Source organism: Maritimibacter harenae (assembly GCF_009882975.1).
Lineage (GTDB): Bacteria > Pseudomonadota > Alphaproteobacteria > Rhodobacterales > Rhodobacteraceae > Maritimibacter > Maritimibacter harenae.
The window spans coordinates 237,356-252,800 of sequence record NZ_WTUX01000011.1 but is presented as its reverse complement, the minus strand read 5'-3'; the positions used below and the strand labels follow the sequence as shown (position 1 = coordinate 252,800).

At 69.7% G+C, this 15,445-nt stretch carries 15 protein-coding genes; 5 read left to right on the top strand and 10 right to left on the bottom strand.

Annotation, left to right across the window (positions count from 1 at the left end; all coding sequences use genetic code 11):
- Nucleotides 1-420: 420 nt before the first annotated feature.
- From GQE99_RS07915 to GQE99_RS07900, 4 genes are read right to left on the bottom strand one after another with little or no spacing between them, the layout of a single operon-like run.
- A complete protein-coding gene (locus GQE99_RS07915; protein WP_161351056.1) occupies nucleotides 421-1,098 on the bottom strand; it encodes an alpha/beta hydrolase in 678 nt (225 codons plus the stop codon).
- On the bottom strand, nucleotides 1,098-1,730 hold the full coding sequence (locus tag GQE99_RS07910) for a DNA-3-methyladenine glycosylase family protein (RefSeq protein ID WP_161351055.1): 633 nt from the start codon (nucleotides 1,728-1,730) through the stop codon (nucleotides 1,098-1,100). The genes GQE99_RS07915 and GQE99_RS07910 overlap by 1 nt, the downstream gene beginning before the upstream one ends.
- The gene (locus GQE99_RS07905) at nucleotides 1,727-2,458 is read right to left on the bottom strand and encodes a cobalt-precorrin-6A reductase (protein WP_161351054.1); all 732 of its coding nucleotides are present in this window, start codon (nucleotides 2,456-2,458) and stop codon (nucleotides 1,727-1,729) included. Before GQE99_RS07905 ends, GQE99_RS07910 begins: the two co-directional genes overlap by 4 nt.
- Nucleotides 2,455-3,501, bottom strand: a complete 1,047-nt coding sequence (locus GQE99_RS07900; RefSeq protein WP_161351053.1) for a cobalt-precorrin-5B (C(1))-methyltransferase — start codon at nucleotides 3,499-3,501, stop codon at nucleotides 2,455-2,457. The genes GQE99_RS07905 and GQE99_RS07900 overlap by 4 nt, the downstream gene beginning before the upstream one ends.
- Before the next feature lie 115 nt (nucleotides 3,502-3,616).
- Here GQE99_RS07900 and cobA point away from each other — a divergent pair, with 115 nt between their 5' ends.
- The 3 genes from cobA to GQE99_RS07885 are packed head-to-tail and all read left to right on the top strand — an operon-like array spanning nucleotide 3,617 to nucleotide 6,994.
- Nucleotides 3,617-4,468 carry a uroporphyrinogen-III C-methyltransferase gene (gene cobA / locus GQE99_RS07895; protein ID WP_161351052.1) on the top strand — a complete coding sequence of 284 codons (852 nt, stop codon included), beginning with the start codon at nucleotides 3,617-3,619 and terminating at the stop codon, nucleotides 4,466-4,468.
- Nucleotides 4,465-5,733 carry a cobyrinate a,c-diamide synthase gene (locus tag GQE99_RS07890; RefSeq protein ID WP_161351051.1) on the top strand — a complete coding sequence of 423 codons (1,269 nt, stop codon included), beginning with the start codon at nucleotides 4,465-4,467 and terminating at the stop codon, nucleotides 5,731-5,733. Before cobA ends, GQE99_RS07890 begins: the two co-directional genes overlap by 4 nt.
- A 40-nt stretch (nucleotides 5,734-5,773) precedes the next feature.
- On the top strand, nucleotides 5,774-6,994 hold the full coding sequence (locus GQE99_RS07885; RefSeq protein WP_161351050.1) for an MFS transporter: 1,221 nt from the start codon (nucleotides 5,774-5,776) through the stop codon (nucleotides 6,992-6,994).
- A 3-nt stretch (nucleotides 6,995-6,997) separates the two neighbouring features.
- Here the strand turns inward: GQE99_RS07885 and GQE99_RS07880 are convergent, their stop codons facing one another.
- The 4 genes from GQE99_RS07880 to cysS all read right to left on the bottom strand — a co-directional run bounded on the left by GQE99_RS07880 (nucleotide 6,998) and on the right by cysS (nucleotide 11,513).
- Nucleotides 6,998-7,750, bottom strand: coding sequence for a squalene/phytoene synthase family protein (locus GQE99_RS07880; RefSeq protein WP_161351049.1), 753 nt, complete (start codon nucleotides 7,748-7,750; stop codon nucleotides 6,998-7,000).
- The gene (locus GQE99_RS07875) at nucleotides 7,747-8,460 is read right to left on the bottom strand and encodes a class I SAM-dependent methyltransferase (RefSeq protein WP_161351048.1); all 714 of its coding nucleotides are present in this window, start codon (nucleotides 8,458-8,460) and stop codon (nucleotides 7,747-7,749) included. The genes GQE99_RS07880 and GQE99_RS07875 overlap by 4 nt, the downstream gene beginning before the upstream one ends.
- A complete protein-coding gene (gene cimA, locus GQE99_RS07870) occupies nucleotides 8,457-10,079 on the bottom strand; it encodes a citramalate synthase (RefSeq protein WP_161351047.1) in 1,623 nt (540 codons plus the stop codon). The genes GQE99_RS07875 and cimA overlap by 4 nt, the downstream gene beginning before the upstream one ends.
- A 72-nt stretch (nucleotides 10,080-10,151) precedes the next feature.
- Entirely contained in the window at nucleotides 10,152-11,513 is a 1,362-nt protein-coding gene (gene cysS, locus GQE99_RS07865; protein WP_202530619.1) for a cysteine--tRNA ligase, read from the bottom strand.
- A gap of 182 nt (nucleotides 11,514-11,695) precedes the next feature.
- Here cysS and GQE99_RS07860 point away from each other — a divergent pair, with 182 nt between their 5' ends.
- Nucleotides 11,696-12,043, top strand: coding sequence for an MmcQ/YjbR family DNA-binding protein (locus GQE99_RS07860; RefSeq protein ID WP_161351046.1), 348 nt, complete (start codon nucleotides 11,696-11,698; stop codon nucleotides 12,041-12,043).
- Nucleotides 12,044-12,194: 151 nt separating this feature from the next.
- Here GQE99_RS07860 and GQE99_RS07855 read toward each other — a convergent pair whose 3' ends face one another.
- On the bottom strand, nucleotides 12,195-13,181 hold the full coding sequence (locus GQE99_RS07855; protein WP_161351045.1) for a TDT family transporter: 987 nt from the start codon (nucleotides 13,179-13,181) through the stop codon (nucleotides 12,195-12,197).
- A gap of 73 nt (nucleotides 13,182-13,254) precedes the next feature.
- A complete protein-coding gene (locus GQE99_RS07850) occupies nucleotides 13,255-14,070 on the bottom strand; it encodes a sulfite exporter TauE/SafE family protein (RefSeq protein WP_161351044.1) in 816 nt (271 codons plus the stop codon).
- Between the two features lie 133 nt (nucleotides 14,071-14,203).
- On the opposite strand from GQE99_RS07850, the gene GQE99_RS07845 reads away from it, so the two are divergent.
- Nucleotides 14,204-15,394: a multidrug effflux MFS transporter gene (locus GQE99_RS07845; protein ID WP_161351043.1), complete on the top strand. Its 1,191-nt coding sequence runs from the start codon at nucleotides 14,204-14,206 to the stop codon at nucleotides 15,392-15,394.
- The last annotated feature ends 51 nt before the right edge of the window (nucleotides 15,395-15,445 follow it).

The following is a 15,445-nucleotide window of genomic DNA, read 5'->3' as shown; positions in this document are numbered from 1 at the left end:
ACTATATATGGGTCAGAACCCCTGACAAGCCCCATGATCTGGGCGCAGTCTGACCCGGTTGCGTATCAGCCATGTGACGGCGTGGCGGCTGCGGAAATGTTCGCCTTCCGTTCGCCCCGCTTGTCCGATCGCGACCCGGCATGCCAACCGCGGGCGCGCGACCCGCGGCACAGGCTGGCGATCCAAGGCGCGCGTCTCTGCCTGCTGCGCGGTTCGTGCTTATCCGTTGAAAGGTATAGCGTTTTCCCAGGCTGCCTGCGGCTGTCCTCGCGGCCCCGGGCACGGCACCCGGCTGAACCGCCGCGCGTCGAGGCCCATATCCGCAAGGGAAAACGACAGCGCACCCGGCGCCCATCCGCCTCCCGCCAAAGTGATACATTCGCAACGCCTGACCCGACCCCGAGACCGGGGACCCGCGCCCTAGCCGCGGTCGAGGGCGATTCCCAGCCGGTCGGCCATGAACGACAGTGCCACCGACAGCCCGGCGGGCGCGATGCCGTGGCCCGTGCCCTCCTGGACGTGACCGTAGACGGTGAAACCCGCGCCGGTCAGGATGTCCCCGGATTCCTGGAAATGCGCGACCGGCACCATGTCGTCGGCGTCGCCGTGCACCAGCAGGACCGGCGGGCGCACTTTCACGGTCTCGGCGTAGTTCTCCGTGTCGAGGATTCGGCCCGAGAACGCGACGATCCCCGCGATCTCGGCATCGCGCCGGGGCACCACGCGCAGGGACATCATCGTGCCCTGGCTGAACCCGAAGACGATGAGCCGGTCGGGCGTGATCCCCTCTTCGGCGATCACCATGTCGAGGAAGGCGTCGATGTCCTCGTGGGCCGCGTCCGCACCCTGGCGCGCGGCCTCCTCGCTCGACCCATCGAGCCACGGGATCGGGAACCACTGGAAGCCAAACGGGTTGCCGGAGCATTTCTCCGGCGCGTCGGGGGCATAGAAGGCGGTATCGGGCATGTGCGGCGCCAGTGGATCCGCGAGCCCCAGAAGGTCCGCTCCATCCGCGCCGTAGCCGTGCAGGAACACCACCACCGAGTCGGTCTTGCCCGATGCCGCGTCCTTTTTCTTGTAGGCCAGTTCCCGTGCCATCAACGCACCCCTTCCCTGTTCTTCGCCACCCGGTAATAGGCCCACAAGGCCCGGGCCGCAACGCCACGCCACGGGGACCATTCCTCGGCCATGCTGCGCATCGCCGCTTCGCGCGGGCGTTCGTGCAGGTCGAAGAGGATGCGCGTGGATTCCTGGAGGGCCAGATCGGCGGGCGCGAAGATGTCGGCGCGGCCAAGCGAGAACATGGCGTAGATCTCCGCCGTCCAGCGCCCGATGCCCGGCACGGCGGTGAGTTCCGCCACCACCTCGTCGTCCGGCAGATGCGCGAGCGCGTCGAAATCGATGCCCGCCTCGGCCAGCGCGCGGGCATAGCGGATCTTCTGGCGCGAAAGGCCGACCTCGCGCAGCACCTCGTCCGGTGCCTCCGCGATCGCGGCCGCGTCGTCCAGCCCCGCCGTCTCCATCCGGCCCCAGATCGTGGCCGCCGCGGCGACCGAGAGCTGCTGGCTCACGATCGCCGACAGGAGCTGGTCGAACCCTTCGGGCTTGCGCCGCAACGGCAGAGGCCCGGTCTGCTCGAGCGCATGGGCGAAGCGTGGCTCGGTCTTCGCCAGCCACGCGGCCCCTTCGGCCACGTCCTCGGGGCCGTGAATGATGCGCCCCACGCTCATAGCCGCTCCACCCAGTCGAGCGCGGCCTCGACCGTCTCGGCCTTCTCGCCGGGCGGTTGCGGGGGGCGGTCGATCATCACGACCGGAAGGCCCAGGGCGCGCGCGGCCTCCAGCTTGGCGAAGCCGCCGGCGCCGCCGGCGTTCTTGGTCACGAGGATATCCACACCTGCCTGCCGGAACGTCTCGACCTCGTCCTCGACGGAGAACGGGGGCCGGCCGATCAGCCATTCGCCGTTGTCGTGCGGATAGGGTGTCTCGGCCGCGTCGATGCGGCGGCAGAGCACATGCGCCACGGGCAGCCGCCCCATCGCCGCGACCGAGCCCGGCCCGGTGGCGAGGAAGACGCGCATGTTCGCGGCCAGTTGGCCGGGCACGCCCGCCTCGGACGTGACCATGCGCCAGTCGTCGCCCGGCCCGGGCGCCCAGCCGGGACGCAGAACCTGCACGTAGGGCACGTTCAGGGCGGCGCAGATCATCTGCGTGCGCGCCGAGATACGGGCCGCGAAGGGATGCGTTGCATCAATTACGCCGTCGAAGCCATTGTTCATGATATAGTTTTGCTGTTCGACCTGTCCGCCGAAACCACCCACGCGCACCTCGCCGTCGAGCGGCAGTGGCACCCGCGTCGCACCGGCGAGCGAGGCCGTGACCTCAAGCCGCCCATCCCGTCCGAGCCGCTGCGCGATCTGGCGCGCCTCGTAAGTGCCTGCGAGGAGAAGGATTCTCATGGTCCGCTCCGTGCGATGATGGTGCCCCCTCGGTCAATGACAACGATGTCGACGGCAAGGTCGTTCCCGAAGCGCTCCCGGATCACCCCGAGCGCCCGGTCGGCCACGGCCTGTGCCAAAGGTTGTCCAACGATTTCATAAGCTTCCAGCGCAGTGTTCGCGTCGCGCACGCGCGGATCGCCCACCCAATCGGCCAAGACGTCGAAATCCACCTGCGCGCGCTTGGAGTGAAGATCCATCGCACCCTGCGCCAGCTTCGTGATCTTGCCGATGCCGCCCCCGATGGTGACCCGCTCCACGGGGTGGCGGACGAGGTATTTCATCATCCCGCCCACGAAGTCCCCCATGTCGAGCATCGCGCTGTCGGGCAGATCGTGGAGTGCCTGCACCACCTTCTCCGAGGTCGCCCCGGTACAGCCCGCCACGTGGGTCAGGCCCTCGGCGCGCGCCACGTCGATGCCGCGGTGAATGGACGCGATCCAGGCCGCGCAGGAAAACGGGCGCACCACGCCGGTGGTGCCCAGCACGCTGAGGCCGCCTGTGATCCCGAGCCGCGGGTTCCAGGTCTTTTGCGCGATCTCTTCGCCACCGGGAATGGACAGGGTGATGAGCGCGTCGCCCGGCCGGTCATGGACCTGCGCGAGCTCCTTGACCTGCCCGCGCATCATCTGGCGCGGCACCGGATTGATCGCGGGCTCACCGGGCGCGATCGGCAGCCCGGGCTTGGTGACGGTCCCCACGCCCGGCCCGGCCGCGAAGCGCACGCCGGTTCCCCCCGGCGCCACCCGCGCGATGATGAGCGCGCCATGGGTCACGTCCGGGTCGTCGCCCGCGTCCTTCACGATCCCCGCCTCGGCCCAGCCGTCGCCCTCGGCGCGGTGGGCCAGTTCGAAGGTCGGGGTTTCGCCCTTGGGCAGCGTGATCGTCACCGTTTCGGGAAAGGCCCCGCCCCAAAGGCGCAGAAGCGCCGCCCGCGTCGCGGCGGTGGCACAGGCCCCGGTGGTCCAGCCCCGGCGCAGTTCCTTTGCGGGCGTGTCGTCCATCGGGGGCACTATAGTCGCGATCCGCCAGGGCGAAAGGGCCCGCGCGCCGCAGGCGGGGAACGATGCGTCGCCCCGCGGCTTCTCATCGCGGCCGGGGGGGTGCATAACGCGCGGGATGACCGACTCGATGCACCTCCCCCCCGGCGACTGGCCGGTGATGCAGCCCGGCTGGGTCTGGCTCTGCGGCGCCGGTCCCGGCGACCCCGGGCTCCTGACGCTCCACGCGATGAACGCGCTGATGCAGGCCGACGTGATCGTGCATGACGCGCTGGTCGACGACCGCATCCTCGACTGGGGCAACCCGGCGGCCGAGCGGATCTATGCCGGCAAGCGCGGGGGCAAGCCTTCGGCCGAGCAGAAGGACATCTCGCTCCAGCTGATCGACCTCGCCCGCGAGGGGCGCAAGGTTCTGAGGCTGAAGGGGGGCGACCCCTTCGTCTTCGGGCGCGGCGGCGAAGAGGGGCAGACGCTCGTGCAGCACGGCGTGCCGATCCGCATCATTCCCGGCATCTCCGCCGGGATCGGCGGGCTCGCCTATGCCGGCATCCCCGTCACCCACCGCGACGTGAACCAGGCCGTGACCTTCGTCACCGGCCATGACCGGCAGGGCAAGGTCACGGGCGTCGACTGGGCCGCCGTCGCCAAGGGCTCCGGCGTGATCGTGATCTACATGGGGATGAAGCACCTCGCCGCCATCGCCGAGGACCTGATCGCCGCCGGGCGCGGGCCGGAAGAGCCGGTCGCCATCGTCTCGGACGCGACCCTGCCGCACCAGACGGTGCTCGAAACCACGCTCGCCACCTGTGCGGCCGACGCCGAGACGCAGGGTGTGGGATCGCCCGCCGTCATCTGCGTCGGGCGCGCGGCGCTCCTGCGCCAGGCGCTGGACTGGCAATCGCTCGCGATGGGCACGCCGATGCGCAACACGGACCCGCTGTCGCTGGGCCGCCCCGTCGAAGACGGATGAGCGGGCGCGGCCTGATCCTCGCCGCCCCCGCCTCGGGCAGCGGCAAGACGACGGTGACGCTGGGGCTTTTGCGTGCGCTCGCACGGCGGGGCACGCCGGTGCGCGGGGCCAAGTCCGGGCCGGACTACATCGACCCGCGCTTTCACGCCGCCGCCTGCCACGCGCCCTGCCTGAACCTCGACGCCTGGGCGATGTCGCCGGAGCGGATCGCCGCGCGCGCCGCCGGTGACGGGCTTTTGCTGATCGAAGGCGCGATGGGGCTTTTCGACGGCGCGCCGCCCGAGGGCCGGGGCGCGACGGCCGACCTTGCCCGGCACCTGCGCCTGCCCGTGGTGCTGATCGTGGACGCGGCCAAGACCGCGCAGAGCATCGCGCCGCTGGTCGCGGGCTTCGCGGGGCACGATCCCGAGGTGCGCATCGCGGGCGTGATCCTGAACATGGTCGGCTCCCCGCGCCACGAAGCGATGCTGCGCGCGGCCCTCGCCCCCCTCGGCCTGCCCGTGCTGGGCGCGCTCCACCGCGACCGGACCATGGCGCATCCCTCGCGCCACCTCGGACTTGTGCAGGCGGAGGAGCGGGCCGACCTCGACACCTGGCTCGACGCCGTGGCGGACAAGGTGGCGGGAGCCGTCGACCTCGACACGCTCTCGGCACTGGCCGCGCCCCTGCCCGACCCGGCACCCGGCACGCCGCCCGCCCCACCGGGGCAGCGCATCGCGCTGGCGCGTGACGAGGCCTTCGCCTTCTCCTATCCGCACATGATCCACGACTGGCGCGCGGCGGGGGCGGAGGTGCTGCCGTTCTCTCCGCTGGCCGACGAACCGCCCGACCCGCGCGCCGACATCGTCTTCCTCCCCGGCGGCTACCCAGAGCTTCACGCGGGCCGGATCGCCGCCGCCGCGCGCTTCCGCGCCGGGATGGAGGCGGCCACCTGCCCGGTCTACGGCGAATGCGGCGGCTACATGGTGCTGGGCGAGGCATTGACGGACGCGCAAGGCACGCGCCACCGGATGCTGGGTCTGCTGGGCGTCGAGACGAGCTTCGCCACCCGCAAGCTGCACCTGGGCTACCGGAGCGTGACCACGACCGAGGGCCCCTTCGCGGGTCGCTGGGCCGCGCATGAATTCCACTACGCCACGACCGTGTCCGAAACCGGCGCGCCGCTTTTCACGGCCTCGGACGCCGAAGGCGCGGCGCTTGTCCCGATGGGCCTTGTGCGCGACAACGTCTCGGGATCCTTCGCGCACCTGATCGAACGCGCATAACACTCTTTCCTTTTTGAATATGTCGGGGTAAGCCGCTGCCATGACTGACGCCGTCTACACACAGCCCGACGACCGCAAGGCGAAACGCAACGTGGCGATCCTCGTAATCGCGCAGGCGCTTCTCGGCGCGCAGATGCCGATGATCTTCACGGTCGGCGGCCTGGCCGGGCAGTCGCTCGCCCCCAACCCCTGCCTCGCAACGCTGGCGATTTCGGCGATCGTGCTGGTCTCCATGCTGTCGGCCAACCCGATGTCGTGGATCATGCAGCGCTTCGGCCGGCGCGCGGGGTTCTGGACGGGCACGCTGGGCGGCACGATCGGCGCGGTCGTCGCGGCCTACGGCCTCAGCCAGGCGAGCTTTCCGATCTTCATCGCGGGCTCGGCGTTCACCGGCATGTACATGTCCGCGCAGGGTTTCTACCGCTTCGCCGCTGCCGATACGGCGTCCGAGAGCTTCCGGCCCAAGGCGATCTCCTACGTCATGGCCGGCGGGCTGGCGGCCGCGATCATCGGCCCCCAGCTCGTGAAGGCGACCGTGGACGTGAGCGTGGTCCCCTTCCTTGGCGTCTACGCGGCGATCATCGTGCTGAACGTGGTCGGCTCGCTCCTCTTCCTCGCGCTCGACATCCCCAAGCCGCCCAAGCCCAGCGTCGACGCGCCGCGCGGGCGCACGGTGTGGGAGATGCTGACGACCCCGACCATCGCGGTGGCGATCATCGTGGCGATGGTGAGCTACGCGTTGATGAACCTCGTGATGACGTCGACCCCGCTCGCGGTCGTGGGCTGCGGGTTCGAGAAGACCACCGCTGCCGACATCGTCTCGGCCCACGTGCTGGCGATGTACATCCCGTCCTTCTTCACCGGACACCTGATCGCGCGCTTCGGCACGCGCAAGATCATGGCGACCGGCCTCACGATCCTCGCGGCGGCCGGCGTGGTGGCGCTCCAGGGTGTCGACCTGGAGAATTTCTTCATCGCGCTCGTGCTGCTCGGCATCGGCTGGAACTTCGGCTTCATCGGGGCGACCACCATGCTCGCCGGTGCCCACGAAGCGCATGAGCGTGGCCGCATCCAGGGCATGAACGACATGATCGTCTTCGGCGGCGTGACCGTCGCCTCGCTCGCCTCCGGCGGCCTGATGAACTGCTCCGGCGGCTCGCCGCAGGACGGCTGGATGGCGGTCAACCTGGCGATGGTGCCGTTCCTGGCGCTGGCCGGGGCCGCGCTGATCTGGCTGGTGATGCGCCCGAGCGAGGACTGAGCGTTACCAGCGCCCCCGCAGCGTCTTCCACAAAAGACCGCCGCGGCGGGCGAATTCGCTTTCGGAGAGCCGCCCCTCGGCGATCGCGTTCGGATCGGCCTTGGCCCGCTTGAGGATGCCCTTCGCACGCCACGCGACACGGGCGGCAGGCGTGGCCGGACCGAACCGGGTGCCACGCAGGCCCTTCAGCTCGGAGAGCGCCGTGTCGATCATCTCGGGATAGAGCGACAGGTCGGCCGCGCGCCAGCCATGCGCCTCGAGCGCCGGCTGCGCCTCGAGCCAGGCGGCGAGCCCGTGGACCCGTCCCAGCACCCGCGCCTCGGATTCCCGCGTCCCGCCAAGTGCGGCGACAGAGGCGAACATCAGCCCTCCTGCGCCTTCATTGATGTAATCCCAGAGCGCGGCGGGCGTGGCGAAGGGTTCGCGGGCGATGTCCGCGCGGCGCGCGTCGATGAGTGCACGCAGTGGCGCCAGCGGGATGGCGCGGGCGTGGACGGCCGCCGTGAGCGGCGCGGCCACCTCGTGCGCGCGCGGCTGGGCCCCCTGCTCGATCTCGTCGAGCACGTCGCGCCAGAACTGGAGCCGCATCTCCGCGATCAGCGGCTCGGCCGTCACCCAAGGGGCGCGCGCGATTTCCAGGTTGAAGGCGAAGAGCGGGAACAGCGCCTCGCGCCCCGGCACGTCGGCCGTCATGGTCGCGAGGAAGCGGTCGGGATCGCCTTCCTGGACGATTTCTGCACAGGCCGAAACGCTCATGCCGGGCGCGCCACCGCCAGGGCATAGCCGAACTGGTTGCGATGGGTGCGCCAGAGATCGATCTCGGCCCGCGCCGCGTCGATCACCTCCTGCAACGCGGGGTCCGCGTCCGCCTCAAGCGCATCGCAGCGTGCCTCGAGCGGTCCGTAATAGGCCTCCCACGCCTCGTCCGGCAGGATGCGCACGCCCAGCACCTCGTACCCGGCCGCCTCGATCCGCTCCTCGAGCGTGATCGGCCCGCCGATGCGCGGATACTCGGCCTCCAGCGTCTCCCTGAGCTCCGGGGCGGGCGTGTCGACGAGGAAGACGAGCTCCGAGAAGGCCACCGCGCCGCCGGGGGCGAGCGCGGCGCGCCACGTCTTGAGACCGTCCGTGATCCCGAGGAAGTAGAGCGCGCCGGCCGACCAGATGAGGTCGTAGGGCCCGCCGGGCCGGGCCATGTCGCCTTCGCGCACCGTCAAGCGAGGCTCGTGGCGCAGGCGCGCGCGCGCCTGCGCCACGAAGCCTGCATGGGCGTCGAGCGCCGTCACGTGGCCCTCGGGCACATGGGCCAGAAGTCCGGCGATGTCGGCGCCGGGACCACAGCCCGCGTCGAGCACACGGGCCTCCCGCGCCACCCCGGCCAGCTTCAGCGCCCAGTCGAGGCTCGCGCGGTCCCCCGGCCCCTCGCGGGGCAGATCTTCATGCAGCCTGAAGAAGGCGTCGGTCATGCCACACTCGTCTTGTCGTCCAACAGCTTCCAGACCACCGCGTCGAGCAGCGCCTCGAAGCTCGCATCCACTATGTTGGCGGAAACGCCCACGGTGGACCATTGTTGCACGCCGTCGGTGAAATCGATGATCACGCGGGTCACGGCCTCGGTCCCGCCCTGGGTGATACGGACCTTGAAGTCTGTGAGCTTCACGGTCTCGATCGCCCCCTGGTAGGGGCCGAGATCGGCCTGCAACGCCTGCCACAGCGCGTTGACGGGGCCGTCGTCGGACATTTCATGGGCATGCTCGTTCTTGAAGAACGAGGTGCGCTCCGCCCCGTCGGGGTAGCGCACGGCCACCATCGCCTCGGATTCGACGACGATGCGCCCCTTGGCGTTGCGCCGGCGCTCGGAGATGACGCGGTAACGCTCCACGTCGAAGTAGTTGGGCAACGTGCCCAGGATGCGCCGCGCCACCAGCTCGAACGACGCCTCGGCGCTGTCGTAGGCATAGCCCTCGTCCTCGCGCGCCTTCACGGCGTCGAGGATCTCGCCCAGCCGGGGGTCGCCCTTTTCGAGCGAGATGCCCACCGCCTCGAGCCGGGCGCGCAGGTTCGATTGCCCGGCCTGGTTCGACATCGGCACGACCCGTTCGTTGCCCACGATGGCCGGGTCGATGTGTTCGTAGGTGGTCGGGTCCTTGAGGATCGCGCTCGCGTGGAGCCCCGCCTTGTGGACGAAGGCAGAGCCACCGACGTAGGGCGCGCTCTTGACCGGCACGCGGTTGAGGATGTCGTCGAGCTGGCGCGACACGCGGGTGAGCGTGACGAGCGCCTCCTGCGGCACGCCGATCTCGTACTCGCTGCGGTAGGGTTCCTTCAGCATCAGCGTCGGGATGAGCGTGATGAGGTTGGCGTTGCCACAGCGTTCGCCCAGCCCGTTGAGCGTGCCCTGAATCTGGCGCGCGCCCGCGTCGACGGCGGCAAGCGAATTGGCCACGGCGTTGCCGGTGTCGTTGTGGGTGTGGATGCCGACGTGATCGCCGGGGATGCCGGAGGCGACGACCGCGCGCGTGATCTCTTCGACCTCGCGCGGCAGCGTGCCGCCGTTCGTGTCGCACAGCACCACCCAGCGCACGCCCGCGTCGTAGGCGGCTTTCACGCAGGCCAACGCGTAGTCGGGGTTGGCCTTGTAGCCGTCGAAGAAATGCTCGGCATCGAACAGCGCCTCGCGCCCCTCGCGCACCAGGTAGGCGATCGAGGCCGAGATGTTCTCGACGTTCTCGTCGAGCGTGATGCCGAGCGCCGTGGTGACGTGGAAGTCATGCGTCTTGCCCACGAGACAGACCGCGGGGGTCTGCGCCTGGAAGACCTGCGCGAGCACGTCGTCGTTCTCGGCCGAGCGCCCGGCGCGCTTGGTCATCCCGAAGGCGGTGAAGGTCGCGCGGGTTTCGGGGCGGGCCAGGAAGAATTCGCTGTCGGTCGGGTTCGCGCCCGGCCAGCCGCCCTCGATGTAGTCGATGCCGAGTTCGTCGAGCGACTTGGCAATGGCCATCTTCTCGGGCGTCGAGAACTGCACGCCCTGCGTCTGCTGCCCGTCGCGCAGCGTGGTGTCGAAGAGGTAAAGGCGCTCAGTCATGGCGGCCCCCGTTCGTGGATGTTGTCTCGCGCGCTCCCGCGACCGTCGCGCTCACCGTTTCGGTTGCACGTGTCATTGCAGCCCCTCCAGCTTGCCGGCATCGAAGCCCTTGCCGGGCACGAGGTCCACGTTGTCCTTCGACATGCGCACTTCCACGCCCGCCGCCACCAGGGCCGCCTTCATCTCATCGACCTGCGAGAAGTCCTTCGAAGCCTTCGCCTCTTCCCGAAGCGTGAAAAGCTTGCCCGCCAGCCCCGACAGGTCCACCTGCGCCCAGTCGGGCACATCGTCGCCCATGAGCCCAAGGAACTGCAGGGCGTGCCGAAGCCCGACCACATCGTCGGCCAGCGACAACTGGTGGAGTTCGGCGATCGCCCCGGCGGTATTCAGATCGTCGGCCAACGCGTTGACCACCCCGTCATGGGGCGTGCCGTGTCCCGTTCCCTGGGCGGCCTGCGCATACCACTTCCTGAGCGTCGCCTCCGCCTCTTCCCGCTTCTTCTGGGTCCAGTCCATCGGCTTGCGATAATGCGTGCCCAGGAACACGAAGCGGATCACCTCGCCCGGAACGCCCTGCTCCAGCAGATCATGCACGGTGAAGAAGTTGCCCAGGCTCTTGGACATCTTCTTGCCCTCGACCTGCAGCATCTCGTTGTGCAGCCAGTAGCGCGCGAAGCCGCCGCCGGGGTGGGCGCATTTCGACTGGGCGATCTCGTTTTCGTGGTGCGGGAACATCAGGTCATTGCCGCCGCCGTGGATGTCGAAGCTCTCGCCCAGCAGCTCGTAGGACATCGCCGAGCACTCGATATGCCAGCCCGGGCGCCCGCGGCCCCAGGGGCTGTCCCAGCCCGGTTCGTCATCCTGGGCGGGCTTCCACAGGACGAAATCCATCGGGTTCTTCTTGTAGGGCGCCACCTCGACGCGGGCGCCCGCGATCATGTCGTCCACCGACCGGCCCGAAAGCTTGCCGTACTCCTCGTAGCTCTCCACGGCGAAGAGCACGTGGCCCTCGGCGGCATAGGCGTGACCGCTCTCGATCAGCCCCTCGATCATGCGGATCATGTCGTCGATGTGCTGGGTCGCGCGAGGCATCGCGGTGGGCTCGAGCGCCCCGAGCGCGCCCATGTCGTCGAGATACCACTGCGTCGTTTCCGCCGTGATCCGGTCGATCGGCGTCCCGCTCTCCTCGGCGCGCTTGATGATCTTGTCATCGACGTCGGTGAAGTTGCGCACATAGGTGACGTGGTCGGGGCCGTAGACATGGCGCAGGAGCCGGTAAAGCACGTCGAAGACCACGACCGGGCGCGCGTTGCCCAGGTGGGCGCGGTCATAGACGGTGGGCCCGCAGACATACATGCGCACGTTGTCCGGGACCTCCGGGATGAAGACCTCTTTCTTCCGCGTCGCCGTGTTGTGCAGCTTGATCTCGACCATTTCGTCCTCGCGCGCAATTCTCCCGCGGCGGACCTAGCAGCTTCGATCTGGATGAGGAATAGAAGAACGGTCCGCCTGACGATGTCAGCGGGTAATGCAGCCAATGATGATGTTGCGGTTTCCGTTCATGGGGGCGTGATAGCAGGCTTCGCCGGCTCTGCCAAGCGTGATAGCCTTCGCCCATGTCGCGCGCATTGGTCAACGAAATCTGCCGGACGTTTCCCGGAGCCGAAGTCTCGGACCCGTGGGGCGGCGGACATGACGCGTGGAAGGTGGGCGGCAAGATGTTCGCCTGCATCGGCGCGATGGGCGCAGGCGTCGCGGTGAAATGCCCCGACGTGGAGACCGCCGACATGCTCAAGGATGCGGGCGTCGCGCAGAAGGCGGCGTATTTTCATCGCTCCTGGGTGCTGCTGCCCTTCGGACCGACGAACGCGGACGAGCTCCGCCACCGGCTGACGGTGTCCTACGACACGATCCGCGCGAAGCTTCCCAAGAAGGTGCAGGCGGAGCTCGGAGACGCCGGGTGAAATCGCTGCCGCGGTTGGCCGCCACGGAGGCTCTATGGGCGCGCGCCGGGGTCTTGGGCCTATGGTCCTCTGGAATCCTAGGATTCTAGAGAAGTGGAGCTGCGGCGCCGGGCCGCCCTGCCCTTCGCCGTCACCCGCCACGCCCCGGCTCTCACACCTGCGCGGCGTTGGTCTTGGCCGCCAGCGTCCCCTTGCCCCACATCTGGACGACCTTCCACGCGATGACCGGGATCATCAGCGTCGCGGCCACGAGCGCGAGGCCCCCGATGATCCGGAACGCCTCGCCCTGCCCGGCCGCGCCCAGGAGCTGGTAGAGCCCCGCGAAGGCCGCGAGCGGAAAGGTGAAGGCCCCCCAGAGCGGCGAGAACCCGGCCGCCGTCACCCAGCGGGCCCGCAGGAGGAGGAGCGCCAGCAGCAGCCCCGCGAACAGGCCGAACCCCTGCGCGATCTCCGCCTGCCCGATGAGCAGCGCGACGGTGCCCAGAAGGCTCGCGGGCGCAAGGTGGATCGCCAGCAGCGGGCGCAGCGGCGCGGGCACGTCCTGGCGCAGGAACTGCACCAGGGAAACGGCCCAGATCGCGACCGCCGCGGCGAGCGAGCCCCAGAAGGCGGCCTGCGACCACGCCGTCCAGCCCAGCGGCATGGCGGCCAGCGGGCTCACGATGAAGCCCACGAAGGTCAGGTGCCAGACCGGCGTGACCCGCCGCGCCTCGGCCGGGCCCATGAGCAGCGCGCGCAGGACCAGCACCAGCAGGATCGCGTGAAGACCGATGGCGAGCGCCAGCACCGTCTGCGCGAGCGCCGGGGACAGGTGGATGAACCCCAGCGCCATCAGCATGCCGCCCAGGCTCATCGCGGCCAATCCGGCGCGTCCGGGCAGCACCCGCAGGTCCTCGACCACGACGCCGGGGCGGCGTACGACCTTGGCGCCGTAGGCGACCAGGAGGAACAGGTAGAGCAGCGTCACCGCGCCGAAGAGAAGCTCCCCCGGCCAGGGCGGCGCCGCGAAGGCGTCCGCCGCGCGCCGCCAAGCCGCCGCGAGGCCGAAGAGTCCGAAGACGGGCGTGAAAAGCGCCGGGGGCGTGCGGCGCCAGAGGCCAGGTTTCGGGGCGGGTTGGCCGAAGCGGGGCGGTTGCATGGGCGGTCTCCTTCTTCGCGATGCTATGCCCCGCGGCGCGCCCCGCCAACATGCGCCCCGTGGTCGCGGGGGCTCAGCCCAGAAGCGCCTTGCGCAGCATGTTGCCCGCGACCAGCAGCAGGAACACTCCGAAGGCGCGCTTGAGTGGCTTGGGGTCGAGCGCATGGGCGATTCGAACCCCGAGAGGCGCCGTGAGCGTCGTGGCGAAGATCACGATCAGGAAGGCCGGCACGTTCACCGCCCCCAGCGTGTAGGGCGGCGCGCCCGCCACGTCGACGAAGAGGAACGCGATGACCGAGGGCACGGCGATCACCAGCCCGAAGCCCGCCGCGGTCGCCACGGCCCGATGGATCGGCAGGCCGTGCAGCGTCATGATCGGCACGCCGAAGCTGCCGCCGCCGATCCCCATCAGGACCGACAGGAACCCGACGAGCGGGGACAGGATCGACCGGCCGACAAGGCCCGGCATTTGGTCGGCGATCTGCCACTCGGACTTGAAGAACAGCATGTAGAAGCTGATCACGATGCCGATCGTGCCGAAGATGGCCTGCAGCGTCGGGGTGCGCAGGCCCGAGGCCACCAGCACGCCGATCACCGCGCCGATCATGATCCCCGGCGCCCAGGCGCGCAGGATCGGCCATTCGACCGCACCCTTCTTGTTGTGCGAGGTGACCGAGCGGATCGAGGTGACGATGATCGTGGCGAGCGAGGTGGCGAGACAGACCTGCATCAGCTCGGGCCCGCCGTAGCCCAGCCCGGCGAAGGCGTAGTAGAAGGCGGGCACCAGCACGATCCCGCCGCCCACGCCCAGAAGCCCCGCGAGGATGCCCGCGAAGCCGCCGATCACCAACAAGAGACCGCCCATCGTGGCGAGTTGCACCATGTCCATGCCCGTCCCCTTTCGCCCCTCCCTTAGCCGATGCACAGGACCTGCGCCAGCGGTGCGTTGACAGGGGCGCGGCGCGGGGACAGGGTGCGCGCCTGACCGCGACGCGGTTCACCCATCTGCCCGGAGATCCGTCATGCAATCCAGCCTTTTTCGAACGGCGCTCGTCCTCGCGCTCATGTCGATGGTCGGGCCCTTCGCGATCGACATGTTCCTGCCCGCCCTGCCCGCCATCGCGGGCGACCTGAGGGTTGCGGAGCCGGTGGCGCAGAACACGATCACCTTCTACTTCCTGGCCTTTGGCGTGTCGCAGCTGGTTTATGGCCCGGTGTCGGACATGGTGGGACGCAAGGCCCCGATCTTCGCAGGCCTCGCGATCTTCGCCGCCGGGTCGGTCTGGGCCGGACTCGCCGGGTCGATCGAGGCACTGGTCGCGGCGCGTTTCGTGCAGGGGATCGGGGGCGCGGCCGTCATGGTGATCCCGCGCGCGATCATCCGCGACATGTACACCGGGCACGAGGCGACGCGGCTCATGTCGCTCATCATGCTGGTGATCTCGGTCTCTCCGATGCTCGCGCCGCTGGCCGGGTCGGGCGTCATCGCGCTGGTGGGCTGGCGCGGCGTGTTCGTGTTCATGGCGCTGGCCTCGGTCGCCTGCATCGCGATGGCCGCGACGCTCCAACCCGAAACGCTGCCCGCCGACCGCCGCGTGCCGGTCAACCTGCGCGCGCTCTGGGCCGGGGCGCGGACCCTGATGCGCTCGGGCCCGTTCCTGGGCCTCACGCTGATCGGGGCCTTCGGGATGGCGAGCTTCTTCGTCTTCATCTCCTTCGCGCCCTTCGTCTATGTCGAGACCTTCGGGCTGACGCCGACGCAGTTTTCGCTCTTCTTCGCGATCAACGCGGGCGGCTTCTTCGGCGCCTCGCAGCTGGCGGGCCCGCTGGGCCAGCGTTTCACGGCGCGCCGGGTGATGCTCTGGGGCACACTGGGTTTCGCGGCGTTCACCGTGGCGCTCTTCGTCGTGGGCAGCCTCGGCGGGGCGACGCTGGCGGCGATCACGGCATTCCTGTTCATGGGCAACGGGTTCATGGGGCTGGTGATCCCGACGTCGATGGTCATGGCGCTCGAGGAGCACGGCGAGATCGCGGGGCTCGCGAGTTCGCTCGGGGGCACGCTCCAGATGCTGGTGGGCGGGTTGGCCGTGGTGGCAGCGGGGCCGTTCTTCGACGGGACAGCGCTGCCCATGCTCGCCGCGATCGCGTTGTGCGCCACCGCCTCGGTCGCCCTGGCGCTGGTCACCCTGCGGGCCGCGCCGGCCACGGCCTGAGGCGCGCCACGGCGGGCGCGCCGAGCCGCCAAGCGCGATCCGGGCNNNNTT

Excerpts from the sequence above, each read along its gene's own strand:
- GQE99_RS07915 (WP_161351056.1), bottom strand. The coding sequence starts at position 1,098 with ATGGCACGGGAACTGGCCTACAAGAAAAAGGACGCGGCATCGGGCAAG.
- GQE99_RS07910 (WP_161351055.1), bottom strand. The coding sequence starts at position 1,730 with ATGAGCGTGGGGCGCATCATTCACGGCCCCGAGGACGTGGCCGAAGGG.
- GQE99_RS07905 (WP_161351054.1), bottom strand. The coding sequence starts at position 2,458 with ATGAGAATCCTTCTCCTCGCAGGCACTTACGAGGCGCGCCAGATCGCG.
- GQE99_RS07900 (WP_161351053.1), bottom strand. The coding sequence starts at position 3,501 with ATGGACGACACGCCCGCAAAGGAACTGCGCCGGGGCTGGACCACCGGG.
- cobA (WP_161351052.1), top strand. The coding sequence starts at position 3,617 with ATGACCGACTCGATGCACCTCCCCCCCGGCGACTGGCCGGTGATGCAG.
- GQE99_RS07890 (WP_161351051.1), top strand. The coding sequence starts at position 4,465 with ATGAGCGGGCGCGGCCTGATCCTCGCCGCCCCCGCCTCGGGCAGCGGC.
- GQE99_RS07885 (WP_161351050.1), top strand. The coding sequence starts at position 5,774 with ATGACTGACGCCGTCTACACACAGCCCGACGACCGCAAGGCGAAACGC.
- GQE99_RS07880 (WP_161351049.1), bottom strand. The coding sequence starts at position 7,750 with ATGAGCGTTTCGGCCTGTGCAGAAATCGTCCAGGAAGGCGATCCCGAC.
- GQE99_RS07875 (WP_161351048.1), bottom strand. The coding sequence starts at position 8,460 with ATGACCGACGCCTTCTTCAGGCTGCATGAAGATCTGCCCCGCGAGGGG.
- cimA (WP_161351047.1), bottom strand. The coding sequence starts at position 10,079 with ATGACTGAGCGCCTTTACCTCTTCGACACCACGCTGCGCGACGGGCAG.
- cysS (WP_202530619.1), bottom strand. The coding sequence starts at position 11,513 with ATGGTCGAGATCAAGCTGCACAACACGGCGACGCGGAAGAAAGAGGTC.
- GQE99_RS07860 (WP_161351046.1), top strand. The coding sequence starts at position 11,696 with ATGTCGCGCGCATTGGTCAACGAAATCTGCCGGACGTTTCCCGGAGCC.
- GQE99_RS07855 (WP_161351045.1), bottom strand. The coding sequence starts at position 13,181 with ATGCAACCGCCCCGCTTCGGCCAACCCGCCCCGAAACCTGGCCTCTGG.
- GQE99_RS07850 (WP_161351044.1), bottom strand. The coding sequence starts at position 14,070 with ATGGACATGGTGCAACTCGCCACGATGGGCGGTCTCTTGTTGGTGATC.
- GQE99_RS07845 (WP_161351043.1), top strand. The coding sequence starts at position 14,204 with ATGCAATCCAGCCTTTTTCGAACGGCGCTCGTCCTCGCGCTCATGTCG.